This is a genomic window from Geodermatophilus amargosae (assembly GCF_041028265.1).
In the GTDB taxonomy this organism is placed as follows: domain Bacteria; phylum Actinomycetota; class Actinomycetes; order Mycobacteriales; family Geodermatophilaceae; genus Geodermatophilus; species Geodermatophilus amargosae_A.
The window spans coordinates 23,936-49,972 of record NZ_JABGCW010000010.1; the positions used below are offsets into that span (position 1 = coordinate 23,936).

27 protein-coding genes are annotated in these 26,037 nt (G+C 75.5%); 14 read left to right on the forward strand and 13 right to left on the reverse strand.

Translation table 11 applies throughout. The features are described 5' to 3' along the window. Positions 1 to 90 precede the first annotated feature (90 nt). Positions 91 to 1,131, forward strand: coding sequence for a YihY/virulence factor BrkB family protein (locus tag HLV61_RS13130; RefSeq protein WP_369256083.1), 1,041 nt, complete (start codon positions 91 to 93; stop codon positions 1,129 to 1,131). A 64-nt stretch (positions 1,132 to 1,195) separates the two neighbouring features. Here the strand turns inward: HLV61_RS13130 and HLV61_RS13135 are convergent, their stop codons facing one another. Next, a complete protein-coding gene (locus tag HLV61_RS13135) occupies positions 1,196 to 1,903 on the reverse strand; it encodes a hemerythrin domain-containing protein (RefSeq protein WP_369256085.1) in 708 nt (235 codons plus the stop codon). A 148-nt stretch (positions 1,904 to 2,051) separates the two neighbouring features. On the opposite strand from HLV61_RS13135, the gene HLV61_RS13140 reads away from it, so the two are divergent. After that, positions 2,052 to 3,233 (forward strand): acyl-CoA dehydrogenase family protein, encoded by a 1,182-nt coding sequence (locus HLV61_RS13140; protein WP_369256087.1) that lies wholly within the window; start codon positions 2,052 to 2,054, stop codon positions 3,231 to 3,233. A 40-nt stretch (positions 3,234 to 3,273) separates the two neighbouring features. On the opposite strand, the gene HLV61_RS13145 is transcribed toward HLV61_RS13140, so the two are convergent. Next, complete coding sequence (locus HLV61_RS13145; protein ID WP_369256089.1) at positions 3,274 to 4,173, reverse strand: ABC transporter substrate-binding protein; 900 nt, start codon at positions 4,171 to 4,173, stop codon at positions 3,274 to 3,276. 123 nt (positions 4,174 to 4,296) lie between these two features. Between HLV61_RS13145 and HLV61_RS13150 the strand changes: the two genes are divergently transcribed. The 7 genes from HLV61_RS13150 to phaZ all read left to right on the forward strand — a co-directional run bounded on the left by HLV61_RS13150 (position 4,297) and on the right by phaZ (position 11,752). After that, complete coding sequence (locus tag HLV61_RS13150) at positions 4,297 to 6,033, forward strand: phosphatase PAP2 family protein (RefSeq protein ID WP_369256091.1); 1,737 nt, start codon at positions 4,297 to 4,299, stop codon at positions 6,031 to 6,033. Between the two features lie 95 nt (positions 6,034 to 6,128). Beyond that, on the forward strand, positions 6,129 to 6,656 hold the full coding sequence (locus HLV61_RS13155) for a hypothetical protein (RefSeq protein ID WP_369256093.1): 528 nt from the start codon (positions 6,129 to 6,131) through the stop codon (positions 6,654 to 6,656). Beyond that, a complete protein-coding gene (locus HLV61_RS13160; protein ID WP_369256094.1) occupies positions 6,653 to 7,756 on the forward strand; it encodes a lysylphosphatidylglycerol synthase transmembrane domain-containing protein in 1,104 nt (367 codons plus the stop codon). The genes HLV61_RS13155 and HLV61_RS13160 overlap by 4 nt, the downstream gene beginning before the upstream one ends. Next, a complete protein-coding gene (locus HLV61_RS13165; RefSeq protein WP_369256096.1) occupies positions 7,753 to 8,376 on the forward strand; it encodes a phosphatase PAP2 family protein in 624 nt (207 codons plus the stop codon). Before HLV61_RS13160 ends, HLV61_RS13165 begins: the two co-directional genes overlap by 4 nt. Next, complete coding sequence (locus tag HLV61_RS13170; RefSeq protein WP_369256098.1) at positions 8,376 to 9,071, forward strand: phosphatase PAP2 family protein; 696 nt, start codon at positions 8,376 to 8,378, stop codon at positions 9,069 to 9,071. Before HLV61_RS13165 ends, HLV61_RS13170 begins: the two co-directional genes overlap by 1 nt. An 85-nt stretch (positions 9,072 to 9,156) precedes the next feature. Then, a complete protein-coding gene (locus HLV61_RS13175) occupies positions 9,157 to 10,917 on the forward strand; it encodes a PHA/PHB synthase family protein (protein ID WP_369256100.1) in 1,761 nt (586 codons plus the stop codon). Beyond that, entirely contained in the window at positions 10,901 to 11,752 is an 852-nt protein-coding gene (gene phaZ / locus HLV61_RS13180) for a poly(3-hydroxyalkanoate) depolymerase (protein WP_369256102.1), read from the forward strand. The genes HLV61_RS13175 and phaZ overlap by 17 nt, the downstream gene beginning before the upstream one ends. 5 nt (positions 11,753 to 11,757) lie before the next feature. On the opposite strand, the gene HLV61_RS13185 is transcribed toward phaZ, so the two are convergent. From HLV61_RS13185 to HLV61_RS13210, 6 genes are all read right to left on the reverse strand, one after another. Beyond that, positions 11,758 to 13,143, reverse strand: coding sequence for a hypothetical protein (locus HLV61_RS13185; protein ID WP_369256104.1), 1,386 nt, complete (start codon positions 13,141 to 13,143; stop codon positions 11,758 to 11,760). A 55-nt stretch (positions 13,144 to 13,198) separates the two neighbouring features. Then, positions 13,199 to 15,898 carry a putative bifunctional diguanylate cyclase/phosphodiesterase gene (locus HLV61_RS13190; RefSeq protein WP_369256106.1) on the reverse strand — a complete coding sequence of 900 codons (2,700 nt, stop codon included), beginning with the start codon at positions 15,896 to 15,898 and terminating at the stop codon, positions 13,199 to 13,201. A 50-nt stretch (positions 15,899 to 15,948) separates the two neighbouring features. Further along, entirely contained in the window at positions 15,949 to 16,908 is a 960-nt protein-coding gene (locus HLV61_RS13195) for a hypothetical protein (RefSeq protein ID WP_369256108.1), read from the reverse strand. Beyond that, on the reverse strand, positions 16,869 to 17,150 hold the full coding sequence (locus HLV61_RS13200; RefSeq protein WP_369256109.1) for a hypothetical protein: 282 nt from the start codon (positions 17,148 to 17,150) through the stop codon (positions 16,869 to 16,871). Before HLV61_RS13200 ends, HLV61_RS13195 begins: the two co-directional genes overlap by 40 nt. Positions 17,151 to 17,443: 293 nt before the next feature. After that, positions 17,444 to 17,674, reverse strand: coding sequence for a hypothetical protein (locus HLV61_RS13205; protein WP_369256111.1), 231 nt, complete (start codon positions 17,672 to 17,674; stop codon positions 17,444 to 17,446). 147 nt (positions 17,675 to 17,821) lie between these two features. Further along, positions 17,822 to 18,436 carry a hypothetical protein gene (locus tag HLV61_RS13210; RefSeq protein WP_369256113.1) on the reverse strand — a complete coding sequence of 205 codons (615 nt, stop codon included), beginning with the start codon at positions 18,434 to 18,436 and terminating at the stop codon, positions 17,822 to 17,824. Between the two features lie 394 nt (positions 18,437 to 18,830). Between HLV61_RS13210 and HLV61_RS13215 the strand changes: the two genes are divergently transcribed. After that, entirely contained in the window at positions 18,831 to 19,193 is a 363-nt protein-coding gene (locus HLV61_RS13215) for a GNAT family N-acetyltransferase (RefSeq protein WP_369256115.1), read from the forward strand. Next, positions 19,190 to 19,699, forward strand: coding sequence for a VOC family protein (locus HLV61_RS13220; protein WP_369256116.1), 510 nt, complete (start codon positions 19,190 to 19,192; stop codon positions 19,697 to 19,699). The genes HLV61_RS13215 and HLV61_RS13220 overlap by 4 nt, the downstream gene beginning before the upstream one ends. Before the next feature lie 12 nt (positions 19,700 to 19,711). Here the strand turns inward: HLV61_RS13220 and HLV61_RS13225 are convergent, their stop codons facing one another. The 4 genes from HLV61_RS13225 to HLV61_RS13240 all read right to left on the reverse strand — a co-directional run bounded on the left by HLV61_RS13225 (position 19,712) and on the right by HLV61_RS13240 (position 23,197). Continuing rightward, positions 19,712 to 21,232: a serine/threonine protein kinase gene (locus HLV61_RS13225; RefSeq protein WP_369256118.1), complete on the reverse strand. Its 1,521-nt coding sequence runs from the start codon at positions 21,230 to 21,232 to the stop codon at positions 19,712 to 19,714. Between the two features lie 101 nt (positions 21,233 to 21,333). Next, a complete protein-coding gene (locus HLV61_RS13230) occupies positions 21,334 to 22,470 on the reverse strand; it encodes an FAD-dependent oxidoreductase (protein ID WP_369256120.1) in 1,137 nt (378 codons plus the stop codon). Beyond that, positions 22,467 to 22,703 carry a helix-turn-helix domain-containing protein gene (locus HLV61_RS13235; RefSeq protein WP_369256122.1) on the reverse strand — a complete coding sequence of 79 codons (237 nt, stop codon included), beginning with the start codon at positions 22,701 to 22,703 and terminating at the stop codon, positions 22,467 to 22,469. Before HLV61_RS13235 ends, HLV61_RS13230 begins: the two co-directional genes overlap by 4 nt. After that, positions 22,703 to 23,197: a DUF2975 domain-containing protein gene (locus tag HLV61_RS13240; protein ID WP_369256124.1), complete on the reverse strand. Its 495-nt coding sequence runs from the start codon at positions 23,195 to 23,197 to the stop codon at positions 22,703 to 22,705. Before HLV61_RS13240 ends, HLV61_RS13235 begins: the two co-directional genes overlap by 1 nt. Positions 23,198 to 23,374: 177 nt before the next feature. On the opposite strand from HLV61_RS13240, the gene HLV61_RS13245 reads away from it, so the two are divergent. Together HLV61_RS13245 and HLV61_RS13250 are read left to right on the forward strand one after the other, a co-directional pair. After that, positions 23,375 to 23,800: an ATP-binding protein gene (locus HLV61_RS13245; protein ID WP_369256126.1), complete on the forward strand. Its 426-nt coding sequence runs from the start codon at positions 23,375 to 23,377 to the stop codon at positions 23,798 to 23,800. 333 nt (positions 23,801 to 24,133) lie between these two features. After that, complete coding sequence (locus HLV61_RS13250; RefSeq protein WP_369256128.1) at positions 24,134 to 24,697, forward strand: ATP-binding cassette domain-containing protein; 564 nt, start codon at positions 24,134 to 24,136, stop codon at positions 24,695 to 24,697. On the opposite strand, the gene HLV61_RS13255 is transcribed toward HLV61_RS13250, so the two are convergent. Then, the gene (locus HLV61_RS13255) at positions 24,675 to 24,878 is read right to left on the reverse strand and encodes a hypothetical protein (protein WP_369256130.1); all 204 of its coding nucleotides are present in this window, start codon (positions 24,876 to 24,878) and stop codon (positions 24,675 to 24,677) included. The genes HLV61_RS13250 and HLV61_RS13255 overlap by 23 nt on opposite strands. Positions 24,879 to 25,129: 251 nt before the next feature. Between HLV61_RS13255 and HLV61_RS13260 the strand changes: the two genes are divergently transcribed. Continuing rightward, complete coding sequence (locus HLV61_RS13260; RefSeq protein ID WP_369256132.1) at positions 25,130 to 25,531, forward strand: hypothetical protein; 402 nt, start codon at positions 25,130 to 25,132, stop codon at positions 25,529 to 25,531. The last annotated feature ends 506 nt before the right edge of the window (positions 25,532 to 26,037 follow it).

The window sequence follows — 26,037 nt, forward strand, 5'->3', positions numbered from 1 at the left end:
GCGGCGCGCCAGGATGATCACCGGAGCGCATGGAACGGTCCCGTCCGGGGCATCCACCGGGCGACTGTGCCCCAGCCCCGGAGGAACTCCATGGCCCGAACCACCGGCTCCCGTGCCGGCAACACGGGAGCGAACACCAGGTTCGACGGCAACAAGACCGGCGACCCCGCTCCCCACGACGACCTCGTCAACTCGACGCGGTTCGACAACGCCCCCCAGGGCCACGACCGCACGCCCACGACGATGGGCACGATCAAGCGGACGCTCAAGGAGTTCAGCGAGGACAACCTCACCGACTGGGCCGCGTCGCTCACCTACTACGGCGTCCTGGCGCTGTTCCCCGCGCTCATCGCACTGGTGTCCATCGTCGGCCTGCTGACCACTCCGGAGCAGCTGACCACCGCGCTGACCACCGCGGTCCCCGGGGACGCGGCGGAGACGCTCGGCCCGGTCATCGAGCAGATCGCCGGCAACACCAGCACCGCGGGGATCGGCCTGGTCGTCGGTCTCGCCGGTGCGATCTGGTCGGCCTCGGGCTACGTCGGCGCGTTCACCCGCGCGGCCAACGTCGTCTACGAGACGCCCGAGGGCCGCAAGGTGTGGAAGCTCAAGCCGCTGCAGCTGCTGGTCACCCTGATCGGCATCCTGTTCGCCGCCGTCATCGTGCTGATGCTGGTGCTCAGCGGTCCGGTCGTGGAGGCCGTCGGCTCGGCCATCGGCCTGGGCGACACCGCGCTGACCGTCTGGAACGTGGCCAAGTGGCCGGTCATCCTCGTGATCCTCGCGCTGATGATCGCCGTCCTGTACTACTCGACGCCGAACGTGAAGCTGCGCGGCTTCAAGTGGGTCAGCCCGGGTGCCGGCGTCGCGATCCTCGTGGCCGTCGTCGCCTCCGCCGCGTTCGCCTTCTACGTGGCCAACTTCGGCAGCTACAACAAGACGTACGGCACGCTGGCCGGCGTCGTGATCTTCCTGATCTGGTTCTGGCTCATCAACCTGGCCCTGCTGTTCGGCATCGAGTTCGATGCCGAGATGGAACGGACCAAGGAGATGAAGGAGGGCGTGCCGGCGGCCGAGAAGGAGATCCAGCTCGACGCCCGCGCCGAGCCCAAGGACCGCAACACGAACTGAGCAGGGACCCCGCACGACGGCAGAGGCCCCCTCCCGGGATCGGGAGGGGGCCTCTGCCGTTCGCTCAGCGCGCGGTGGGCGGGCCGTCGCCGCGGCGGGCCGCCGGGGTGCGCTCGACCGCGGCGGCCACCGAGGCCAGCCCCCGGCTGAGCGCCTCCCCGGCCGGGGCCAGCGGCGCGGGGACCCGGCGGACGAGGGAGTCGACGACGTCGCGGCTGCGGTCCAGCAGCGACAGCGGCAGCCCGGACAGCGCGTTGCCCGGCGGACGGCGGGACACCGTCGGGTGCGCCCGGGTGGGCGAGATGCGGCGCATCAGCTCCCACCGGCGGCCCAGCCGGCGCAGCTCGGCCGGGTCGAGGCGCTCCTGCAGCCGCGGGAACAGGACGTCCTCCTCGTCACGGACGTCCTCGCGCAGCACCTCGACCAGCCGGGCCAGCCGGGCCGGCCGCTCCGGGGAGTCGGGCCCGCCCTCCTCGAGCGCGGCCACCAGCTCGTTGACCTCCTGGTGCTCGGTCTCGATCCGGCGGGTCAGCTCGTCGCCCTCGGGCAGCACCCGGCGGATCACCGGCCAGAGCACCGTCTCCTCGGCGAAGGCGTGGCTGAACACCAGCCGGTCGATGCGGGTGAGCACCTCCTCCTGCGCGCGGCCGGTGGTGCCGTCGAGCTCGTGCAGCAGCCGGTCGAGCTCGACGTGGTCCGCGCGCTGACGCACCAGGACGCTGCCGGGCCCGCCGAGCTCGTCCTCGGTCTGGTCGGCGATGGATCGGGGCACGGGGCCCTCCTCGGGACGTGTGCGGTCGGGGCCGCCCGTCCCTGCCCTCATCCGGCCGGCGCCATGCCGGGTCCGGGTTGTGCGGCGGGGCGTGGGGTAGGGCGGATCCACGGGACAGCGGGGTCCCGCCCCCTGAGGAGGCACTCCCATGGCCGACCGGCCCACCGTCACGTCGGACTTCTACGAGCTCGAGGCCCTCCTGGACGAGCAGGACCGCGCCACCCTGCACCGCGTCCGCACGTTCATGGACGAGCAGGTCGAGCCGATCATCAACGAGTGGTGGACACGGGCCCAGTTCCCCCGCCAGATCATCCCCGGCCTCGCCGAGCTCGGCATCGCCGGCGCGCAGTACTCGGGGCACGGCTCCCCCGGCCGCTCGTCGCTGTTCGACGGCATGGTCTCGATGGAGCTCGGCCGCGGCGACCCCTCGGTGGCCACCTTCATGGGCGTCCACGGCGGCCTGGCCATGGGCACGATGCACCTGTGCGCCTCCGAGGAGCAGAAGGAGCGCTGGCTGCCGGCCATGAGCCGGATGGAGCTCATCGGCGCGTTCGGGCTGACGGAGCCCGAGCACGGCTCCGACGTCGCCCGGGGGCTGCAGACGACGGCCCGCCGCGACGGCGACGAGTGGGTCCTCGACGGTGAGAAGAAGTGGATCGGCAACGGCAGCTTCGCCGACCTGGTGGTCGTCTGGGCGCGCGACGTGGAGACCGACCGGGTGCTCGGGTTCGTCGTCGAGACGCCGGCGCCCGGCTTCAGCGCCGTCGACCTGGAGGACAAGATCGCGCTGCGCGCCGTGCAGAACGCGCACATCACACTCGACGGCGTCCGCGTGCCGGAGGAGAACCGGCTGCAGAACGCCAACAGCTTCCGCGACACCGCCAACGTCCTGCGGGCGACGCGGGTGAGCGTGGCGTGGTCGGCGGTCGGGTGCTCGCGCGGCGCGTACGAGCACGCGCTGCGCTACGCCACGCAGCGCGAGCAGTTCGGCAAGCCGATCGCCTCCTTCCAGCTGGTGCAGGACCTGCTGTTCCGGATGCTCGGCAACATCACCGCCTCGGCCGCCCTGTGTGCCCGCGCCTCCCAGCTGCAGGACTGCGGCATGCTGCGCGACGAGCACGCCTCGATGGCCAAGGGCTGGTCCACGATGCGCATGCGCGAGACCGTCGGCTGGGCCCGCGAGCTCATGGGCGGCAACGGGATCCTGCTGGAGAACCACGTGGGCCGGTTCGTGGCCGACGCCGAGGCCATCTACTCCTACGAGGGCACCCGCGAGGTCAACAGCCTCATCGTCGGCCGGGCGATCACCGGCACCAGCGCCATCGTCTGAGGCCCCTCTGCAGGGGCCGGCTCAGCGGAGGGAGCTCACGTCACCGGCCGTCCCACCAGCGCGCGGCGGCCTCCGCCGGCGTGCGCCCGTCCACCGCCACGGAACGGTTGAGGCCGATCAGGTCGATCGTCGTCAGCTGGGCGCTGACCGCGTCCAGCGCCGCGCGCAGCGGCTCGCCGCCGTCGTCGGCCAGCTCGGTCCGCACCAGCGGCACCACGTTCTCGCGCGGCTGCAGCGACCGGTCGTCACGCAGCAGGTACAGCGAGGCGTCGGTCAGCCGGGCGTCGGTCGTCTCCAGCATGCCGACGTCGACCTGCCCGGTGAGCAGCGCCTCCACCGTCGCCGACCGGGACGGCATGCTGCGGACCGCGGCGAACTCCATCCCGTACACCTCGCGCAGGCCGGGCAGGCAGAACCGCCGCTCGGTGCACTCCGGCGGGCCGCCGAACACGAGCTGCGGCGCGAGCCCGGCGAGCTGGCTGAGGGTCGTCATGCCGTGCCGGACGGCGAGGTCGGTGAGCACGACGAACCCGTTCTGGTCCTCGGCCTCGGCGGCGGCCAGGACGGTGAGCCCCCGCGGCGCGAGGGTGGCCGCGAGCCCGTCCCGCAGGACGGCCGGGTCGTGGGACGACGTCCCCGCCCCCGCCTGCAGGAACTCCGAGGCGGCGCCCAGGTAGTCGACGACGACGTCGACGACGCCCTGCTCGAGCGCCGGGAACACCACCTCGCGGGTGCCGATGCCGTGCTGCACCGCGACCTCGAACCCCGCCCGCCGCAGCCCCTCGGCGTAGACCTCGGCGAGCGTCTGGTTCTCCGCGAAGTCGTAGGAGGCGATCCGGACGACGCCCTCGGGCGGCGGGCCGGGCTCCGCGACGGGGCTCCCGCACGCGCAGAGCAGGGCGGCCAGCAGGAGCAGGGCGGCAACCGGTCGACGACGCATCGCGGGCCCTCCAGGAGGAGGCGGCACCCCCGCGGGTGACCTGCGGGAGCACGGCAGACGCTAGCCCCGACAGGGACCAAGGTCGATGGTCCCGGGGACGCGGCCGGAGCAGCATGAGCGGGCATGGCGGCCACGACGCGGGCCCCGACGACACCGGCACCGTCGACGGCGGCGCAGCACCTCGCGGGGGGCCGGGTCCGGCGCCCGGACCCCCCGCCGATCCAGCGCGTCCACCGCCGGCGCCGCCCCTCCGGTGAGCCGCCGCCGCTGCCGCGCCACCTGAACGCCTCGGGCAAGTGGTGGCTGGCCCTCAGCGGCGTCGTCCTGGTCAGCGTGGTCGCCGTGTTGGTGACGCGCAGCGTGGCGTTCGTCGACCTGGTGGACACACGGGTCCTCCAGGGGATCGCCTCGATCCGCTCGCCGGGCCTGACCCAGGTGGCCGAGGTGGCCGGGGTGCTCGGGACCAGCCGCGCCATCCACGTGCTGTGGCTGCTCAACATCGCCGTCCTCGCCGTCTTCCGGCGGTGGCGGCACCTGTTCATCTGGGTCGGAGTCGGCCTCCTGGTGGTCAACGTCGCCGCCACGGCGGCGGCCACGCTGCAGCGTCCGCGGCCCTACGAGGTCGAGGTGCTCGGCCCGTGGCTGGGCTACTCGATGCCCTCCCTGCCGATGACCGTGCTCGCCACGTTCCTGGTCAGCAGCCTCTACTCGCTGGTCCCCGCCGGCCGCCGCCGCAACGCCGCCAAGTGGCTGGTCGGCGCCCTGCTGCTGGTCACCGCCGCGTCGCGGCTCTACCTGGCCCAGGACCACCCCACCGACGTCGTCGCCGGGGTCGTCCTCGGGGTCGCCGTACCGCTGGCCGCCTTCCGGATGCTCACGCCCAACGAGGTGTACCCGGTCCGCTACCGGCGGGGCAGCCCCGCCCACCTCGACGTCACGGGGGCCCGCGGCGAGGCGATCACCCGGGCGCTGCAGGACCAGCTCGGCGTCGTGGCCACCTCCGTGACGCCGTTCGGCCTGGCCGGCTCGGGCGGGTCGACGCCGCTGAAGATCACCGTCAAGGCCGAGGGGGACGAGGAGAGCTGCATCTTCGGCAAGCTCTACGCCGCCACGCACCTGCGCTCGGACCGCTGGTTCAAGCTCGGCCGCACGCTGCTCTACGGCCGGCTCGAGGACGAGAAGCCGTACCACTCCGTCCGCCGGCTGGTGCAGTACGAGGACTACGTCCTGCGGCTGCTGTCGGACGCCGGGCTGCCGGTGCCGCACCCGCTCGGGATCGTGGAGATCACGCCGGAGCGCGAGTACCTGCTGGTCGCCGAGTTCATGGTGGGCGCGCGGGAGATCGGCGAGGACGACGTCGTCGTCGACGAGGCGGTGATCGACCAGGGCCTGGCGGTCGTGCGGCGGATGTGGGAGATCGGCATGGCCCACCGCGACATCAAGCCGGCCAACGTGATGGTCCGCGACGGCACGCTGTTCCTCATCGACTCCGCGTTCGCCGAGATCCGCCCCAGCCCGTGGCGGCAGGCCGTCGACCTGGCCAACATGATGCTGGTCCTCGCGCTGCGCACCGACGCCCCGACGGTCTACGCCCGGGCGCGCCTGCAGTTCTCCGACGAGGAGATCGCCGAGGCCTTCGCCGCCACCCGCGGCCTGACGATGCCCTCCCAGCTGCGCCGCATGCTGCGGGCACAGGGCCGGGACCTGCACAAGGAGTTCCTCGACCTGCTGCCCTACCGGCTGCCGCCGGTGCGCATCCAGCGCTGGACCTGGCGCCGGGTCGGTCTCAGCCTCGTCACCGTCGTCGCCCTCCTCGTCACCGTGGGCGTCGTCGTCGACCTGCTGGGTTCCCCGCTGTGACGCCCGGGCCCCGTCGCACGGCCGCAGCGAAGGCGCTGCCCGTCCTCCTCGCGACCGCCCTGCTGGCGACCGGCTGCACCAGGGACGGCGCGAGCGTGAGCGCCGAGATCCCGGCCTGCGCGGCCGGGGACGACGCCACCGCGGCGAACGGCGTGGTCCTCATGGCCCAGTCGGTGCCGACGGCGGCCTGGGTGCCCTGCGTGGAGAACGTCCCGGTCGGCTGGACCTTCGCCGGCCTCGACGCCCGCGACGGCTCGGCCCGGTTCTGGCTGGACTCCGACCGGGACGGCGCGCGCGCCATCGAGGTGCGGCTGAGCGGCGGGTGCGACACCCGCGGCGCGACCGAGATCCCGAGCGAGCTCGACGACCTGCGCCGGTACGAGCGGGTGACCCAGGTGAGCCCGCAGTACCTCGGCCGCCGGTACTACGTCTTCGACGGCGGCTGCCTGACCCTCGTCTTCACGCTCTCCGGGGACAACCGCGGCGAGCCGCTCGCGCTGGCCACGCAGAGCCTCGGCGTGGTGAGCCGGGAGGACCTGGCCACGCAGGTGCACGACGCGAGCGGCGGGCGGCTGCACCTCGACCCGCCCGCCGGGACCGAGGGCGAGGGGGACCCGCCGTGACCGCCGTCGCACCCCAGGCGCCGCCCGCCGGCCCGCCGAGGCACAAGTCCCTCTGGCGCCGCCTCGTGGCACCGCTGCTGTCCCTGGTCCTGCTGGCCGCCGTCTTCTTCTGGTTCCTGCCGCAGTTCACCAGCCTGTCCGACGTCTGGTCCGCGGTGCGGGGCATGTCCTGGGCGGAGCTGGGCCTGCTGGCGGCCGCCACGCTGTGGAACCTGGCCACCTACCAGTTCGTCATGGTCGTGACCATGCCGGGGCTGCGGCTGCGGGAGGCCACGGTCTCGACGCTGACCACCACCGCGGTGTCCAACACCGTCCTCGGCGGCGCGGCCATCTCCCTCGGGCTGACCTACGGGATGAACTCCTCGTGGGGCTTCTCCCGCTCCCGGACGTCGGTGTCCCTGCTGCTGTCGGGGCTCTGGAACAACTTCGCCAAGCTGGCGCTCCCCGTCCTCGCGCTGTCGCTGCTGGCCCTCACCTCGACGCCGACCACCGGCCGGCTCGTGGCCGGGCTGGCCGGTGTCGGCGGGCTGGCCGCCGCCGTGGTCCTGCTCGGGCTGCTGCTGCGCAGCCGGGAGAGCGCGGCCCGGATCGGCACGGGCGCGGGCCGGGTGGCCTCGGCCGTCCTGCGGCCCTTCGGCCGGCCGCCCGTGCAGGGCTGGGACCGGGCGACGACGAAGTTCCGCGACCGGACGGCGCTGCTGTTACGCGCCCGCTGGCACTGGCTGACGCTGACGACCCTGGTCAGCCAGGTCTCGCTGTTCCTCGTCCTGCTCATCGCGCTGCGCGCGGTGGGCGTGACCTCCGGGCAGGTCAGCGCGCTCGAGGCGCTGGCCGTCTTCGCCTTCGCCCGGCTGCTGACCGCCGTCCCCTTCACCCCGGGCGGGCTGGGCGTCATCGAGCTCGCCCTCATCACCGGCCTGGCCGCGGCCGGTGGCGACCGGCCGCTCGTGGCGGCGGCGGTCCTCGTCTTCCGCGGGCTGACCTACGTGCTGCCCATCCCGCTGGGCGTCGGCACGTACCTGTTCTGGCGGCACAACCGCTCGTGGCGGCGGGAGCCGAACACCGCACCGCGGACGGACCTGGTGCCGGAGGCGGCGTGAGGGGACCGTCGGTCACGCGCCCCCGCGCGAGCACGCGCTCCGCCCGCGACGCCGTCCTGGTGGCCGCGGGCGCGCTCGTGCTGGTGCTCGCCGCGCTGCCGGTGGAGCGGACGTCGGTGCCCGGGGCCGAGGCGGCCGTGTTCCGGGCGGTCAACGGCGTCGACGTCGTCCCGTTCCTCCTCGTCTGGCCGGCCATGCAACTCGGGAACGTCCTGGTCGTGCCCGCCAGTGCGCTGGTGGCCGCCGCGTTCCGGCGCTGGCGGCTGGCGGCGGGCCTGCTGCTGGCCGGCGCCGGCACCTACTACTCCGCCAAGGTGGTCAAGGACCTCGTGGTGCGCGGCCGGCCCGACGGGCTGCTCGCCGACGTCGTCGTCCGCGGAGCCGCCGCCCAGGGCCGCGGCTTCCTGTCCGGGCACGCCGCCGTCGTCGTCACCCTGCTGACGGTCGCCTGGCCCTGGCTGGGGCGCCGGGGCCGGATCGCCGGTGTCGGACTCGCGGCCGTGGTGTGCCTGGCCCGCGTGTGGACCGCGGCGCACCTGCCCCTGGACGTCGTCGGCGGGGTGGGGCTGGGACTGCTGGTGGGCGGCGTGGTCCGTCTCCTCGTCGGGCGACCACGCTGATGCTGGTCGACACCCGCCGGGGGCTGCGGGTCAGCGGTGTCCTGCTGGCCGGTGCGGTCGCCGTCGGGGTGCTGGTGGCGCTGCCCGCCACCCGCCCGGCGGTCCAGGAGGTCGACGACGCGGTCTGGCGCTGGGCCGGCGGTCTGGAGAACGGGCCGGCCACCGTGCTCGCGGTGGGGATGTCCTGGCTGGGCGGCGTGTGGGTCAACTGGCCGCTGCGAGCACTGGCGGTCCTCCTGCTGGCCTGGCGCCGGCACTGGTCGCGGCTGGCCGCCTTCGCCCTGGCGGTGGTCACCAGCGAGGCCGCGATCGGGCCGGTCAAGGCCGCCTACGACCGGGCGCGCCCCCCGGGCGCCCTGCTCGAGACGTCGGCGGCCTCCTTCCCGTCCGGTCACGCCATCGCCGGTGCCGTGACCGCGGTCGGGCTGGTGCTGGTGCTCGCCCCGCCGGGCCGGGCCCGCTGGCGCTGGGAGGTGTGGGCGGTGGTCTTCGCGACGGTGATGGCGCTGTCGCGGGTCTACCTGCGCGCGCACTGGCTCTCCGACACGGTCGCGGGGGCGCTGCTGGGCGCCGGGCTGGCCCTGGGCTGGCCCGCCGTGGTGCTGGCGCTGCGCGACCGGCGCGGCCCGCCACCCACCGGTCCCCGCGACGGGGACGGACGGGACGACGCGGCCTCCCCCGCGACGTCCCCGTAGGCCGCCGCCTCCCCCTGCCGGACGCGGGGACCTGTGCTTGAGTGGACCGGGTCACAGGGGCCGAACCAGCTGTCAGGAGTCCGGCATGACGACCACCGCAGAACGACCGGCGCACGATCCCGCGCGCCCCCACCCCCGCCCGGCCGCGGCCGGGGACGGCACCGCCGAGGAGCAGGCCGGCGAGGCCGTGATGGGCCTGGACATGGTGCTCGTCGACGCCGCCCGCGGGCCGCTGCGCCGCATGGTCCCGCCGGTGCGCACGCTCGCCGCCCTCGGCACCTCGCTGGCGCGCCAGCCCGACGCGGTCGGGGGGCGCCTCAAGGAGCTGGCCGAGGAGGTCGGGCGGATCGCCGTCGGCCGCTCGGACATCGCACCCTCGCCCAAGGACCGGCGCTTCGCCGACCCGGCGTGGAGCGGCAACCCGCTGCTCAAGCGCACGATGCAGGCCCACATCGCCGCGGCGCGGACCGCCGCCGGCCTGGTCGACGACGCCGACCTCGACTGGCAGGACGACGAGCGGATCCGCTTCGCGCTGACCAACGTGGTCGACGCACTGGCGCCCAGCAACGTCCCGTTCCTCAACCCGCTGGCCCTCAAGGCGGTCATCGACACCGGTGGCCGCAACGCCGTCTCGGGCCTGCGCCGGCTGGTGTCGGACGTCCTGTCCCCGCCGCGGGTGCCCTCGATGGTCGAGCCCGACGCCTTCACCGTGGGCGAGGACCTCGCGGTCACCCCGGGCGCCGTCGTCCTGCGCACCGACGTGTTCGAGCTGATCCAGTACCGGCCGACGACGGAGACGGTGCGCAGCGTCCCGCTGGTGATGGTGCCGCCGACGATCAACAAGTACTACATCACCGACCTCGCGCCCGGGCGCAGCATCGTGGAGCACTACGTGGCCGCCGGCCAGCAGGTGTTCATGATCAGCTGGCGCAACCCCGACGAGCGGCACGCCGACTGGGGCCTGGACACCTACGGCCAGGCGGTCCTCGACGCGATGGCGGCCGCCGAGCAGATCACCGGCAGCGAGCAGGTGGCGCTGCAGGCCTTCTGCTCCGGCGGGATCATCACCGCGATGGTGCTGGCCCACCTCGCCGCCACCGGCGGGCTCGGCCAGGTCGCCGCCGCGAGCTTCGCCGTCACGGTGCTCGACTGGGCGCGGGCGGGCACGGTGTCGGCGCTCATGGACCCCGAGGCGGTGCAGGAGGCCACGGAGAAGTCCCGGAAGAAGGGCTACCTCGACGGCGCGATGCTCGCCGAGGTCTTCGCCTGGCTGCGCCCCAACGACCTGGTGTGGAACTACTGGGTCAACAACTACCTGCAGGGCAAGCCGCCGGCCGCCTTCGACATCCTGTACTGGAACGCCGACACGACCCGGATGACCGCGGGCCTCCACCGGGACTTCATCGAGGTGGCGGTCGGGAACTCCCTCACCGAGCCGGGCGGGGCGACCATGCTCGGGACGCCGGTGGACCTCTCCGCCGTCGACGTCGACGCCTACGTCACCGCCGGGATCGCCGACCACCTCTGCCCGTGGCAGGCCTGCTACCGCACCACCCAGATGCTCGGTGGCGACACCCGGTTCGTGCTGTCCACCAACGGCCACATCGCCTCGCTGGTCAACCCGCCCGGGAACCCGAAGTCGACCTTCCAGGTCGCACCCGAGACGCCGGAGGACCCCGAGGAGTGGCTGGCCTCGGCCCGCAAGGAGAAGGGCTCCTGGTGGCCCGACTTCATGGAGTGGCTGGGCGAGCGGGCGGGCGAGGAGGTGCCGGCACCGCAGACGCTGGGGAGCGCCGAGCTGCCGGTCCTGGGCGACGCACCGGGGACGTATGTCTTCGACAAGTGAGCAGCGGCCCCGCCCCGGCGGGGAGACCGTCCGGACGCTGACGGCCGGGGGCCGCACGCTGCGGGTGAGCGAGCGGCGCGGGGACGGGTCGCGTCCGCCGCTGGTGCTGATGAACGGCATCGGCGCCAGCCTCGAGGTGCTGCAGCCCTTCGTCGACGCCGTCGACCCGCGCCGCACCGTCGTCCGCTTCGACGTGCCCGGGGTCGGCGGGTCGCCGCCGCCGGTCGTCCCGTACGTGCTGGCGACGCTCACGCCGGTGGTGTCGGCGGTGCTGCGCCGGCTGGGCCACGACGGGCAGGTCGACGTCCTCGGGCTGTCCTGGGGCGGCGGACTGGCGCAGCACTTCGCCGTCCAGCACCGCCGCCGGTGCCGCCGGCTGGTGCTCGCCGCCACCGGCACCGGGTCGCTGATGGTGCCGGCCTCGCCGCGGGTGCTCTCCCACATGCTCACGCCGCGGCGGCACCGCGACCCGGAGTACGCCTCGCGGATCGCCGGCACGATCTACGGCGGCAGCGTGCGCACCGACCCGGCGCGGGCGGCCCGGGCGCTGCACGCGGAGACCCGGCTGGGCCCGCGGCGCGGGTACTACTACCAGCTGGCCGCGAGCACGGGCTGGAGCAGCCTGCCGTTCCTGTCGCTGATCCGGCAGCCGACGCTGGTCCTCTCCGGCGACGACGACCCGATCATCCCGACGGTCAACGCCCGCATCCTGACCCGCGGCATCCCGCGCGCCCGGCTGCACCTCTACCCCGGCGGGCACCTGGCGCTGGTCACCGAGGCCGAGCAGCTGGCGCCGGTGGTCGACGCGTTCCTCGACGAGCCCGCGGAGGGCTGACGGCCTCAGAGGCCGCAGGCGCTCCCGCCCTCGACGAAGCCCTGCCGGAAGCTGTCGACGAGCTCGAAGCCCGACAGCCCCGACTCCGGGACGACGGTCGGCTCGGTGGCGTACTGCAGCAGCACCACGGCGGCCTCGTCGACGTCGCCCGGGGAGATGCGCAGCCGTGCGCCGTCGAGCTCGCCGAGGTGCGCCTCGCGGGCCAGCCAGCCGGTGGCGCAGACCGCGCTGGTGACCGCCTCGGGGTCGTCGACCGACAGCCCGCGCTGCTCCCGGACGGCCATCGCGTAGGGCAGGCCGAGCAGCGTCGTCACGGCGAAGTCGCCGACGTCGTCGTACACGGGCTCGAGCAGGTCCGCGGCGTCGTAGCGCACCGAGCCGTCCTCGGGGCAGTACTGCAGGTCCAGCTCGGCGCCCTGGCCGCTGCACACCGTCCCGGAGCCGTCGGCGGCGCGGACGTCGGGCGCGGCGAGCGCCCCGCCCAGCGGGCCGGTGCCGGGGAAGCCGCGGGTGAGGGCCTGGTCCCAGAAGCCGGCCAGCACGTCGTCGGCGGCGTCCACGACGGCGCCGTAGGACCCGCCACCCCTGCCGGGAGCCCGTCCGGCCTCCTGCGCGGTGTAGACCCGCGACGTGTCGAAGGCGGCGCAGGCCGGCGGGCCGTCGGCGTAGCCCTCCTGGAACGCCGAGAGCTGGTCGAACAGCGAGCCGTGCGCGTCCTCGGCGTCGGGCGAGGACCCGACGGCGTCGGCGAAGTACAGGTAGCCCAGCAGGTAGGGGTCGAGCTCCTTGGGCCGCACGGCGACGTGCTCGGACCGGCCGGTGACGACCCACTTCGTCCACGCACCGGCGAAGCACTCGGCCTGGGTCTCGGAGACGATCGAGGGGTCGTCGAGGCCGGCCCGCGCCTGGACGGCGTGGCCGACCTCGTGGGCCATGATCTCGGCGACGATGAACGGCCCGTGGTCCCCCACCAGGTCGGCCAGCCACGCGCGGTCGTAGACCACGGCGTCGTCCTCGCCGCAGTAGTAGGTGTTGCCGGCGAGCTCGTCGACGTCGTCGGCGAAGCAGGCTCCCCCGGGCAGGTCGGCGGGGTCGGTCTCGTCCGGGTCGATCGACCAGACACCGCCGCTGAGCGGCCGGAACGTCCCGCCGAACACCTGCGGGTAGGTCTCCCCCCAGTAGGCGAGGACGTCGGCCAGCGCGTTGCGGGCGATCCGGTCGGTGGGGCCACCCTCCTCGGCGAGGTGGATCCCGACCTCGGCGTCCGTGGCGTCGGTCGGCATCGTGCCGGCGGGCGAGGCCGCCCCGGCGACGACGGTGGTGCAGCCACCGGCCAGCAGGCCGACGGCGAGCAGCCCTGCGGCGGCGCGGACGGCGGCGGGAGTCGGCATGGCCGCTGGAGGCTCCCCCGCCGCCGTCCCGCGGTCAACGGGACACGCGCCGGCGTCAGGACGCGGGGACCGGCTCCGGCGTGCCGTCGGTCCGCGGCGCGGGCACCCCGGCCGGCAGCGGCCGCAGCAGCGCCCCGGCGGCCTCGGCCGGCAGCGGGCGGTGCAGCAGGTAGCCCTGCGCGTGGTCGCAGGCCTGCTCGCGCAGCCGCTGCAGCTGCTCGGGCTCCTCCACGCCCTCGGCGACGACGCTGAGGCCGAAGGTGTGCGCGGCGCGGATGATCAGAGCCACCAGCTCGCGCTGCCCCGGGTCGGGCGAGGTCACGAAGCTGCGGTCGATCTTCAGCGTGTCCACCGGCATGTGCCGCAGCTGCCCGATCGAGGTGTAGCCGGTGCCGAAGTCGTCGATGGCGATGGCCACGCCCGTGTCCCGCAGCCGGGAGAGGTGGGTCATGGCGACCGGGTCGTCGACGAGGACGGTCTCGGTGACCTCCAGGACGAGCAGGTGCGGGGGCAGCCCCGAGGCGGCCAGCGCCTCGGCGACGTCGGTGACCACGCGCGGGTCGGTCAGGTGCCGGCCGGAGACGTTGACCGCCATCGTCGGCTCGGGTCCGCCCGGCGCCGGCGGGTGCTCGGCGCGCCAGGCGGCCAGCTGGCGGGTGGCCTCGCCGAGCACCCACCGGTCCAGGTCGCAGATCAGGCCGGAGCTCTCGGCCACCGGGATGAAGTCGTCCGGCGGGACGGGGACCCCGTCCCGCTGCCAGCGGACGAGCGCCTCGTAGCCGTGCAGCCGCCGGCCGGCGACGTCGACCACCGGCTGGTAGTGCAGCCGCATCTCGCCGTTGCCGAGCGCGGCGGTGATCGCCGCCTCGGTCTCCGCGCGCAGGGCCAGGGCGCTGCGCAGCGCCTCGTCGAACACCTCCGCGCGGCCGCGGCCGTGCTGCTTGGCGCGGTAGGCGGCGGTGTCGGCCTCGGCGAACAGGACGTCGGCGTCGGCACCGCCGTCGCGGCTGACCGCGATGCCGATGCTCGCGCCCACCCGCACCGTGGCGCCCGCGAGCTCGATCGGCGCGCTGACGGCGGCGATCAGCCGCTCGGCGAGCTCCTGCAGGTCGCGCACGGTCTCGACCGGCTCGACCAGGACGACGAACTCGTCCCCGCCGAGGCGGCAGACGACGTCGCCGGCGCGGACCAGGGCCCGCATCCGGGCGGCGACCTCGCGCAGCACCGTGTCACCGGCTGCGTGGCCGTGGGCGTCGTTGACCCCCTTGAAGCCGTCGAGGTCGACGAAGAGCAGTCCGGTCGTCTCGCTGGACCGGCGGGCGCGGTGCAGCGCCGAGGTGACCAGCGTCAGCGCCTGCGCCCGGTTGGGCAGCTCGGTGAGCGGGTCGTGGGTGGCGCGGTGGGCGAGGGCGAACTGCAGCTCCTCGCGCTGGCGCACCGAGGAGACGATCTGCTGGATGGAGGCGTGCACGACCTCGCCGAGCGGGCCGGGCAGCGGCTGGTCGAGCAGCGCGTCGTCGAGGTCGCCGCGGGCCACGGCCTGCGCCTGGTCCTGGATCCGGCGCAGCCCGGCGACGGCGTCCCCGAGGGCGGCCGAGACGGTGCGCACCTCGCGCGGGCCGGCGACCTCCACCTCCACGAGCTCGCCCTGACTGATCTGGGTGGCCTGGCCGGCCAGCACGCCGAGCTTGCGCGAGACGGTGCGGCCCATCCAGACCGCGCCCACCACGGACAGCAGCAGCAGGCCCACCCCGACCCGGAGCGTGGTGCGCAGGTCCGCGGCGGCCTCCTCGCGGTCGCCCGCGGCCAGCGTCACGGCGGTGTCGACCGCGGTGTCGACCAGCCCCGCGAGCTGCATGTCGCGGTCCCCGCTGCGGAACAGCAGATCGGTCATGCGGGTGATGTCAGTGACGAACTCGTCGGGAGCGTCCGACGGGGTGAGCAGGGTGTCCATCCCGGTCATGAGGTCGGACTGGCGGACCTCCTGCCACGCCGTCCGCAGGGAGCCCGAGGACAGCTCGTCCATCTGCCGCTTGGCGTCGGTGTAGGACAGCCAGCCGGTCTCCCACGCCAGGCGGGAACCGATGAGGGCGTCGTCGGGGGCGAACAGCGAGCCGAGGTACAGCGGCATCTGCCGGCTGGCGTCCTGGGCGAGCTGGGCGACGGTCTGGACGTCCTGGACGGCGCGCACGGTGCGCGCCGGCACGCCCTCGGAGACGGCGGCCGCGGCCGCGGCGCGCTCGGCGGTCATGACCTCGTTCGAGATGTCGAGGTAGCCGAGGTAGATCTGCTCCAGCCGCACGTCGCCGGCGTCGCTGCGCGCCCGCAGCCAGGCCAGCGCCTCGTCCACCCGGCCGGCGACCGCGGACCCGAGGGAGCCCTCGGGCACCGCGGCCAGGACCTGGTCGGTGAGCGCCCGGCGCTCGGCGAGGGCCTGCTCGGCGGTGCTGCGCACGGTGCCCAGCAGCCACGGCTGCACGCCCAGCTGCTGGGCGGCCGCCGGGTCGTCGATGACGGTCAGCGCCAGCGCCGGGAGGATCTCCTGCTCCGTGGCCGCCCGCAGCGCGTCGAGGCCGGCCACCGCCCGGACCCCCTGCTCGGCGCGCGCCGCGCTGTCCACCTCGGCGGAGCGGGCGCCCGCGATCAGGGTGGTCAGCACACCGACACCGATGAGCGGCACCGTCACCAGCGCGGTGAGGTAGCACCACAGGGCGATCCCGCGGCGGCGGGCCCGGGTCGTCGTCGACTCTGCCATGCACCGGGAGTCGGCACGACCGCGGACGGGCTCGACCCGCGAGGCCCCCGCTACCCCCCGAGCGGGTGGGTCCGGATCGCGGTGACCAGGGAGCAGCCGTCCTCGCCGAACGGGTCGACGACGAACCCGAACTGCGTGAGCAGGTCGGCGAGCAGCGCGTTCATGGTCCGCTGCACCGACGTGTCCAGTGCGGCGCCGCGCACCTGCTGCAGGCTCATCCGGTCGTGCTGGCGCCAGCTCACCAGGACCCCGCCGTACGAGGTCTCCGGCGTCAGGCACGCCCCGCCGGCCGCCGCGGCCTCCGGGTCGGCGCCCGAGCAGTCGTGCAGCGTCAGGCCGGACTCGACCAGCGCGGCGGCGACCTCCACGACCAGCGTGGTGAGGGCGTCCTCGTCGGTGAGCAGCTCGTCCCAGTCCTCGGGGAGCCGGTCGAGCTGGGCGCCGAGCTGGGCCAGCCACGCCCGGTCCTGCGGCGAGGGGCGCCGGGCGACCGTGCCGTCCTCGCGCAGCACGCCGTGGACGGTGCGGACCGCGCCGTCGAGGTCGCAGGACACCGCGGCCCAGTCGGCCTCCACCCGGTCGGCGAAGGGCCCGGCCAGCGCCTCCGCCTCGTCCCCGGTCCCGTCGACCAGCCACCACGCCGTCGGTGCCCCGGCGCCGGGCAGGCGCCGTCCCGCGGGGTGCGTGGCCAGCCCGACGGCGGTGCGCGCCGGGGTCGCCGTCGCGACGGCGCCCTCCGCGGTCCCGGTGCCCGCCGGGCCGGCCGGCACCGGGGCGTCGACGCGGGCGGGAGCGGCGTCGCGGGCGTCGGCCGCGGCCGGCGCCGGCGCAGCGGGCGGCTGCGGCGGGCGCGCGGCGTTGCGCTCGAACTCGTAGCGGGCCGTGGAGCTGCGGCCGAGGACGACGACCAGCCCGGCCACCGCGAGGAAACCCGCGACGGCGACCGCCGGCCAGAGCAGGAGCGCGGCCATCACCAGGCGCACCAGGACCGCTGCGGACCGGAGCCCCACGCGGCTGCCCGTCGCACCCAGCCACGGACGACCGCCACCGGGTCGACGGGCTCGCGGGCGGCAGCGGCCGCGGCCGCGGCGTCCTCCTCGGCCGTGTCGAGGAGCAGGCGGTCGAGGTCGAGACCGAGCAGGTCGACCAGGTCGGCGATGCCGAGCCCGTCCCCGGCTGCCTCCGGGGCTCCGGCCCGGGCCGGTGTGGACGGGAACGGCCGGCGGGGAGCCGGCAGGGTGGGGGCGCTCACGGGGTTCCTCCAGGACGTCGTCCCGGCGGGGGAGGTGCCGGGGACACGCAGAGCATCGGGCCGGCACCCCTCGCGGAGGCCCCCGTCGCGGCACCCTGGGCGGCGGCGTCACGCGATCGTTGTGTCCGCCCTGGTCAGGGGCTCGTGACGCGGCTCAACGGGCACCGTCTTGTCGACTCGCGGTGCGTTCCCCCGCGTGGAGCCCGCCCGCCGCCGCACGGTCGTCCCGGACGGCGGCGTGTCGGTGGCGTGTCGGCGGCCCGGCAGGGGCCTGCCGGCGGCCTGGCGGCGGTTCAGCCCGGGATCGTCGTCCTGTACGGCGCGCCGCTCCGGTCGCAGGTGGTCCACTCGCCGGTCTCGCGGCCGCGGTCGAACCATCCGGAGCGCAGCATGGTCCCGTCGAGGCGGAACCACTCCCGGTAGCCGTCGGGTCGCCCGCCGACGACGCACCCGCGGGCGCGCAGCGACCCGTCGCGGTGGCGCTCCTCGTGCAGTCCCGCCGCGGGGGACTCCGCCTGTGGCACGTCCGCCCCCGTCCCCGGGTCGGGTCGGCGTCGAGCCTGGCACGGGGTCCGACGTCCGGGGAGTCCCGCGGAGACGACACCGGGACGCCGTCGGTGTCGACGGCGTCCCGGGAGGGTGGCCCGTGGCGGGCCGGGTTGTCGGTGGTGTCAGTCGGCGTAGCGGACGACGTGGCCGCCGGCCTCCTCGCCGAGGGGTGTGACGTCCAGGCCGCGCAGCCAGAGCACGTCGGCCACGGCGCGGTTCATGACGGCCTGCACGGAGATGTCGGCGACCAGGCCGTGGACCTGCTCGACGCTCATCCGGTCGTGCTGGCGCCAGCCCACGACCACGCCGTCGAGGCCGGGCTCGGCCGTCACGCAGGCGCCCCCGAGCGCGGCGCCGTCGCCGGCGGCGTCCCACAGGGGCAGGCCGGCCTCGGTGAGCGCGGCGGTGACCTCCACGACGAGGGTGGTCAGCGGGTCCTCGTCGGTCAGCCCGGCGTCCCAGTCCGCGGGCAGCCGGTCGAGCTGGTCGCCGAGGTGGCCGAGCCAGGCCAGCTCCTGCGGCGAGGGCCGGCGGTGCAGGCCGCCGTCGGGCCGGCGGACACCGTAGACGGGGCGCGCCTCCTCGATGTGCGCGACGGCCGCCCAGGCGGCCTCCGACCGGTCGGGGAACGGCCCGTCGACGAGCCGGTCGCGGCCCTGCCCGTCGTCGACGACGAGCCACCAGCCCAGGCACGCCTGGTTGCCGACCCTGATCTCACTGCTGCTGCGGAGTGCCACTGGTCCACCGTCTCGTCCCGTCCATGGGGCCGTCGCCGGGGAAGTGCGACGGCGTCCGTACCCGCCGGGGAAGGGCGGTGCGGACAAGGGGAAACGTAGGGCCGCGGGACGCGCCGGACGCCGCCGCGGATCGCCCACGGGACACCGCGTGTTCGGATCGTTGCGAAGCCCGCCGACCGGGTCGGTGACCTGCACTCCCAACCGCCCACATGTCGACCGTTCCGCGCTCACGGGAGCGTGTGGATCTGCCGAAACCGCACGATGACGCCGGTTCGGCTCAACTCCGCCGGCGTGTCCGCGCGGGCCGTCCGGCACCCGCCTCCGCCGTGCCGGGACGGGGTCCGCGCCCGGGCGGGATGCGGGACCATCTCCGCGGGACGATCGGAGGAGGCCCGTGAACGGCAGTGCACCGGTGGTCGTCGACGACCCGGCGGCGAACCGCTTCGAGGTCCTCGTGGACGGCCGGGTGGCCGGGTTCGCGGAGTACCGGCGGACGTCGTCGTCGGTGTCGTTCACGCACACCGTCGTCGACCCCGCGTTCGAGGGACGCGGCCTGGGCTCCGTGCTCGCGCGGGGCGCCCTGGACGCCGCCCGCGAGGCGGGGCTGGCCGTCCTGCCGTTCTGCCCGTTCATCCGGAGCTACGTCCAGCGGCACCCCGGGTACCTCGACCTGGTGCCCGCGAGGCGCCGGGCCCAGTTCGGGCTCGCGCCCGCCGCCGACCAGCCGACCCCCGACCCGAGGGAGCTCCGCAGATGACCGAGACCCGGGACACCGCAGCCCTGGAAGCCCTGGAGGCCGAGCGTGCGCGCCTGCGCGCCGCGTACCTGAAGCCGGCCGGGGAGCGCCCGCCCTCGACCGCCCGGGGCCTGCACCACACCGCCCTGATCAGCAGCGACGTCGAGCGCACGATCCGCTTCGTCCAGGACCTGCTCGGCTTCCCGCTGACCGAGCTGATCGAGAACCGCGACTACCCCGGCTCCTCGCACTTCTTCTTCGACATCGGCAACGGCAACCTGCTGGCGTACTTCGACTTCCCCGGCCTGGACGTCGGCCCCTACGCCGAGGTGCTGGGCGGCCTGCACCACATGGCCATCAGCGTCGAGCCCGGGCGCTGGGACGAACTGGTGCAGCGGCTCGCCGACGCCGGGGTGGAGCACGTGGTGCACAGCGGCGTCTCGGTCTACTTCCGCGACCCCGACGGCGCCCGCATCGAGCTCATCGCCGACCCGCTCGGCGAGATGTACGGCTCCACGGTGCTCTGAGGCCGAGGGCGGTCAGTCGTCGCCGCCGCGCCCGTTGCCGTTCCCGTTGCCGCGGTTGCCGTTCCCGCCGCCGTTCCCGTTCCCGTTGCCGTTCCCGTTGCCCTGGTCGCCCTCGCCGTCGCCGTCGTCCCCGCCCGGGTCGTCGTCGGCCGGGGGCGCGACCGCGTAGGTGACGGTCACCGTCTGCCCCGGGAGCACGGGTCCCTCGGGCGCGACGGCGGTCACCTGGTCCGCGGGGACCTCGCCCGTGACGACGGGCTGGGGCTGCACCGACAGGCCCAGGGCGGTCAGCGCGGCCCGGACGTCGGCGAGCGGGCGCCCCACCAGGTCGGCCGCCACGACGTCCACCGGCCCCGGCCCCGTCGGTGTGGGGGCCGACGACGGGGCCGGGGCCGTGGTCGGAGCCGTGGTCGGGGCCGCGGTCGGGGCCGTCGTGGCCGAGGACGACGTCGTCGCCGGGGACGCCGCGGTGCCCTCCGGGTCCCCGTTCGTCAGCGCGAGCACCACGCCGACCACCGCGAGGGCGAGCAGGGCGAGGACCCCGGCGAGCACGGCTCCGCGCCGGCTCCGCCCGGGGGCTCCGGGCGCGGGAGTGTCCGGCACCGGCACCGGCACCGGCACCGGCGCGGGCAGGACGGCGGTGTGCGCCGGCGCGGCCGCGGGGAGGACGACGGTGTCGTGCCGGGCGGCCGGCGCCGTCGACCGGTGCCGCAGGACCCCGTCGACGGCGTCGCGGAGCGCGCCGCCGTCGGGGTACCGGACCGCCGGGTCCTTGACCATGGCCCGCTCCACCAGCATGCGGACGTCGGCCGGCACGTCCGGCGGCAACGGCGGTGGCTCGTCCTGGATCTGCATGAGGGCCACCTGGACGGAGCTCTCGCCGTCGAAGGGCCGCCGCCCCGACAGGCACTCGTAGGCGACGACGCCCAGGGCGTAGACGTCGCTGGCCGGGGAGGCCTTGGCGCCCTTCGCCTGCTCGGGTGAGAGGTAGTGGGCGGTGCCGATCACCTGGCCGGTGCCGGTCAGCGGGACGCTCGAGGCCGACCAGGCGATCCCGAAGTCGGTGATCTTGACGACGCCGTCGGGGGCGACCAGGACGTTGCCGGGCTTGACGTCGCGGTGGACCACCCCGGCGGCGTGCGCGGCGGCGAGGGCGGACGCGGTCTGGCGCAGCAGGTCGAGCGTGGTCGGCATGTCGAGGCGGCCGACTCGGGCCAGCAGGTCCGACAGCGACTCCCCCGCCACCAGCTCCATGACGAGGTAGGCCAGCGGCTCGCCGCCGGGGCCGACGGTCTCGCCGTAGTCGTGGACGGCGGCGATGTGGGGGTCGTTGAGCAGCGCCGCGTGCCGCGCCTCGGCGCGGAACCGCTGCAGGAAGGAGGGGTCACCGGTGTACTCGCTGCGCAGGACCTTCACCGCGACGGCGCGCTGCAGCAGCGTGTCGGTCGCCCGCCAGACCCGGCCCATGCCGCCGCTGGCGAGGACGGACTCCAGCCGGTAGCGGCCGCCCAGCAGGTCGCTCGTCGGGTCCACCGGTCCCCCTCCCCAGGGCCTCCGGCGGCCGGCCCGGATGGCCGTCCGCGTCTACAGGAAACCAAGCGCCCGCCACCGAGGCCCGCACCGGCACGGCCGCATCAGGAGACGGCGGGGCCGGGGTCGGGGAACGAACGGTCGCCGAAGAGCACGCGGCGGGCAGCGGCCCGGCCGGGCGGTGTGCGCAGCAGGGCGAAGGCCGCCGTCGCCACGGCGGGCGTGCGCACCTGGGCCAGCCCGGCGCGCAGCAGCAGCCGCCCGCGGAACTGCCGGCGCAGCGCGGCGCCGTCGTGGTGGCGCAGCGCGTCGGGGCAGGAGGTCCGCAGGGCGTCGTCGAGGACGTCGGCGGCGTGTTGCGACAGCCGCAGGCACGGGTCGAGGCCACCGGCGGTCAGGGGCGAGACGGCGCCCGCCGCGTCCCCCACGAGCAGCCCGTCGGGGCAGCTGATCCGCCGCAGCAGGCCGCCCACCGGGATCGGGCCGCCGCGCCGCTCGACCTCGCCGGGGCGGGCGTCCCCGCGCAGCCCCGGTGCCGAGGCGGCGAACCGCCGCAGCGCCGCGCGCATCCCGTCGGGGTAGCGGGAGGCGTAGCCGGCGACGCCGACGTGGGCGTGCCGCCCGTCGTCGACCACCCAGGCCAGGTAACCCGGGGCGAGCGAGGGGTCCAGGACGCAGTGGAACGTCGGCGGCCCCTCCCCCGGGCCGACGGCGGAGACCTCCTCGGCGCCGACCAGCAGGGCGGTGTTGCGGTCCAGCCCGAGGTCGCGGGCGACGGCCGAGCGCGCGCCGTCGGCACCGACGACGAACCGCGCCCGCACCCGCGTCGCGCCGTCCGGGCCGGTCAGCAGCGAGACGCCGCCCGCCCGGCCGGCGTAGCGCGTGCCGAGCGCGAGCCGCACGCCGGCGCCGGCCGCCTCCCGGGCCGCGGCGAGGTACAGCGGCCCCATGTCGCCCACCCGGTACTCGTCCCGGTCGCTGTCCAGGGTCACCGGTCGGCGCAGGCCCGGCGGGTAGAGGACCACCCGGCGGATCGGCGGCCCGAGGCACTCCGGCGGCAGCGCGAAGTCGTCGAGGGTCTTGCGGACGAAGATCCCCGTGGTGCGGACGGCCCCGTCCAGGCGCCGGCGCCGGTCGGCCAGCAGCACGTCGTGGCCGCGCCGGGCGAGCAGCGTGGCGGTGTGCAGGCCGGCCAGCCCGGCGCCCACCACCAGGACGTCGGCGCCCGCGGTGCCGCTCACCGGCGGGCGGCCTGCGGCGCGTCGACGTCGTCCTCGACGTACTCGAGCAGGTCACCGGGCTGGCAGCCGAGCACCCGGCACATGGCCTCCAGCGTGCTGAACCGGACCGCCTTGGCGCGGCCGTTCTTGAGGACCGCCACGTTGGCCGGCGTCAGTCCGACCCGTTCGGCGAACTCGCCGACGCTCATCTTGCGGCGGGCCAGCTCGACGTCGATGCGCACGACGATCGGCATCAGATGACCGCTTCCATGTCGGTGCGCAGCGTCGTGGCCTGCCGCAGCAGCGCCCGCATGACCACCATGAGCAGCCCCGCCACGGCGCCGACCAGCAGCAGCACGAGCAGCAGCCCGGGGAGCACGGGGTCGTCGCTGACCTCGTCGATGACGAAGTAGTAGGAGCAGACGAAGGCGCCCAGCAGCATCAGCCACCCGGCCGCCATCGCCGAGACGATCGCGTCGACCCACGGGAACGCGCTCGTGCTGAAGATCCGGTCGGTCGTGACGAGGGTCAGCAGCTGCCAGGTGCAGACGATGACCACCTGGACGCACCCGAGCGCCAGCACCAGGACCGCCAGCATGGTCCACCGCATCACCGACTGCTCGAGCGACGGCTCGGCGACGTCCGGCACCAGACCGGGCACGGCCCAGATCTCGGCGGCAGCCAGCGCCGAGAACACCACCACGAGCAGGACCCGGAGGGGCAGCACCACACGGTGCACACGTGACATGCACCGACTCTCGCGCGGGATCTATCGAGAGTCAATCGACAGGTGTCGACGAACGAGAGGCCGTCGCCCTGTCAGGACCGGTCGCCGCACCGGCCGGACGGCGTCCCGACGCCGTTCCGGTTGGCGTCCCCGCCGGATGGGCACCCACCGGCGGACGCCACCGACCGAGACGAGCACATGCCCCAGGACAGCTGGCCGCGACGGTCCCGTCCCGAGACGACGGGACCCCCTTACGAAGCCGAGATCACCGACCCGCGGCAGCTGCGGACGGTCCGGGCCCGGCTGCGGTCCTGGCTGCCCGCGAACGCGCCGGACGCGGACGACGACCTCCTCGACGGGCTGCTGCTCGCGGTGGACGAACTGGCCGCCAACGGCCTGCGGCACGGTGGCGGGCCGGTCCGCGTCCACGCCGCCCGGACGGCCGAGGGGGTGCTGATCGACGTCAGCGACGGCGCCCCCGAGCGCGGCCCGGAACCCGCCGTGGGCCGCGATCCCGCCCTCGGCGGCATGGGCCTGCACCTGGTCGCCCACCTGACCACCGCGCGGGGGTGGGAGGTGCTCGACGGCCGCAAGCACGTCTGGGCGTGCCTCCCGGCCCACTGACCGAGCCCGCCCGCCGCAGCGGTCACGGCCGGTCCGGAGCTGCCGGGGTCCTCGACGGTGGCCGCGATGTCGGTCCGGAGCGCGCCCCGGACACCGTCCTGCCGTCGGCCCTCCTCCACGTCGCCGGCCCGAGCGGCCGTGGCGCCCGCACCGGCGAGCGCGAGGACCGGGGCCGGGTACCGCAGCTCCTCCTGACCGTCGACCGCGGGCTCGATCCAGGCCGCCTCCGTGCCGTCGTGGACCCTGCGGGACGCGGGACGGGGCCCCCTCGGCCAGATCCGTGGGGAGCCCCGTCCGTGCTGTCGGTGCGCCGGTCAGCCGCCGGCGGGCGCCGTGACCGCGCTCGTCGGCGCGAACGGGGCCGGGAAGTCGACGCTGCTCGACGTCCTGGCCGGCGTGCGGCGGCCGACCGCGGGCCGCGTGCACGGCCTCGACGGGCTGACCGTCGCCTACGTCCCGCAGCGCAGCGCCGTCCCCGACGACCTGCCGCTCACCGTCGGCGACACCGTCGCGATGGGGCGCTGGCGCGAGCGCGGCCCGTGGCGGCGCCTGCGCGCGGCCGACCGGGCGCTGATCGCGTCGAGCGCCGGGCGACTGGGGCTGACCGGTCTGCTCGGAACCCCGCTGTCGGCGGTCTCCGGCGGTCAGCGGCAGCGCGCGCTCGTCGCCCAGGGACTGGCGGCCCGGGCCGACGTCCTGCTCGTGGACGAGCCCACCGCCGGGGTCGACGCCGGCACCCAGGCCGCGGTGCTCGAGGCACTGGCGGCCGAGGCCATCCGGGGTGCCGTCGTCGTGCACGCCACCCACGAGCCCGCGGCGGTCGAGAGCGCCGACCGCCTCCTGGCCCTCGCGGCCGGGCGCGTCGACGCCGCGGTCAGTCCGGTCGTCGGGCGGTGAGCAGCACCTGCGGGTGCCCGAACACGCCCGCCGGCAGCCTCAGCTCGGACACGGGCTCCAGACCCGCGTCGGCGAGCACCGCGGCGAGCTGCTCGGGGAGCCGCACGGGCACCAGCGCGTCGGCGGAGGACCGCAGCACCTCGGGCAGGCCGGAGCGCGGGAGGCGAACAGCGACCACCACCCCCGCACGCCGCCGAGGGAGGCGTCCGCCAGCGCCAGGTCGGTGGCCGAGGCGACGTCGAACCGCAGCTCCGGGTGCAGCCGGCGGGCCTGGGCCACCGCCCCATCGCCACGTGGCTCCCGGGCACCCGGTCGTAGGAGGCCCGGACGACGTCGAGGTCCGCGGGCCGGGCGATGCTCCGTCGCACGGCGGGACGGTAGGCGTCCCGGGACGGGCGCGTACTCCCCGGGACGAGTCGGGAGGGACCACCGGTGACCACGGACGGGACGCTCATCCGCATCGGGCAGGCGGTGCAGCTGGGCTCCCAGGGCGAGCGGGACGCCGCCCGTGTGCTCGCCACGGACATCTGGGAGGAGGTCGGCGGCGAGCAGGGAGATCCCCTGCACGTCTGCACGCTCGCGCACGCGATGGCCGACGTGCAGGACGACGTCCACGAGGAGCTGGTCTGGGACGAGCGCGCGCTGGCGGCCGCCGACCGGCTGACCGACGACCGGCTGGCGCAGGCGGGAGTGACGCTCCCGGCGGCCGGCCTGTACCCGTCGTTGCACCTGGACCTGAGCGGGTGCCACCGCAGGCTGGGCGACCCCGACCGCGCCCGTGAGCACCTCCGGCAGGCGCAGGCCACGATCGGCGCGCTGGGCGACGACGCGTAGGGGCAGCTGATCAGGAACGGTCTGCAGCAGGTGGCCGAGCAGCGGTGCTCGGACCCGGGACCTGCGTCTGACGACCGATGACTCCGGCCCGCCGTCCCGGTCGATCCCGTGTGCGCGCCGCAGGAGGAGCGGACCCCGACGAACGTTTCCGACCATGGCAGGGATCGACGACGTCCGGCCGCTGGGCGCGGAGCTGGAGCGCTCGTCCCGGCTGTACGTGCGCGGCAGGCCGGAGTTCCGCGTCGGGCGCATCGTCCACGTGGCGTTCTCCCTGACCGGGACCGGAATGGGCTTCGCGTTCCCCGAGGAGCGGGAGGCGCTCGTCCTGAGCGCGCCCGACACGTTCCGGATGCGCGCGGCGTCGGGCGTGCGCTTCCACTGGGTCCACGCCGATCTCGCTGCCCTGGACCCGACCGAGGCGCGCGAGCTCGTCGTCGACGCCTGGCGCATGGTCGTCCCCAGGAAGGTCTCCGCCGCCTACGACCTCACCCATCCCCCGGCCCGGG

Excerpts from the sequence above, each read along its gene's own strand:
- HLV61_RS13130 (WP_369256083.1), top strand. The coding sequence starts at position 91 with ATGGCCCGAACCACCGGCTCCCGTGCCGGCAACACGGGAGCGAACACC.
- HLV61_RS13140 (WP_369256087.1), top strand. The coding sequence starts at position 2,052 with ATGGCCGACCGGCCCACCGTCACGTCGGACTTCTACGAGCTCGAGGCC.
- HLV61_RS13145 (WP_369256089.1), bottom strand. The coding sequence starts at position 4,173 with ATGCGTCGTCGACCGGTTGCCGCCCTGCTCCTGCTGGCCGCCCTGCTC.
- HLV61_RS13150 (WP_369256091.1), top strand. The coding sequence starts at position 4,297 with ATGGCGGCCACGACGCGGGCCCCGACGACACCGGCACCGTCGACGGCG.
- HLV61_RS13170 (WP_369256098.1), top strand. The coding sequence starts at position 8,376 with ATGCTGGTCGACACCCGCCGGGGGCTGCGGGTCAGCGGTGTCCTGCTG.
- HLV61_RS13175 (WP_369256100.1), top strand. The coding sequence starts at position 9,157 with ATGACGACCACCGCAGAACGACCGGCGCACGATCCCGCGCGCCCCCAC.
- phaZ (WP_369256102.1), top strand. The coding sequence starts at position 10,901 with ATGTCTTCGACAAGTGAGCAGCGGCCCCGCCCCGGCGGGGAGACCGTC.
- HLV61_RS13185 (WP_369256104.1), bottom strand. The coding sequence starts at position 13,143 with ATGCCGACTCCCGCCGCCGTCCGCGCCGCCGCAGGGCTGCTCGCCGTC.
- HLV61_RS13190 (WP_369256106.1), bottom strand. The coding sequence starts at position 15,898 with ATGGCAGAGTCGACGACGACCCGGGCCCGCCGCCGCGGGATCGCCCTG.
- HLV61_RS13220 (WP_369256116.1), top strand. The coding sequence starts at position 19,190 with ATGACCGAGACCCGGGACACCGCAGCCCTGGAAGCCCTGGAGGCCGAG.
- HLV61_RS13235 (WP_369256122.1), bottom strand. The coding sequence starts at position 22,703 with ATGCCGATCGTCGTGCGCATCGACGTCGAGCTGGCCCGCCGCAAGATG.
- HLV61_RS13240 (WP_369256124.1), bottom strand. The coding sequence starts at position 23,197 with ATGTCACGTGTGCACCGTGTGGTGCTGCCCCTCCGGGTCCTGCTCGTG.
- HLV61_RS13245 (WP_369256126.1), top strand. The coding sequence starts at position 23,375 with ATGCCCCAGGACAGCTGGCCGCGACGGTCCCGTCCCGAGACGACGGGA.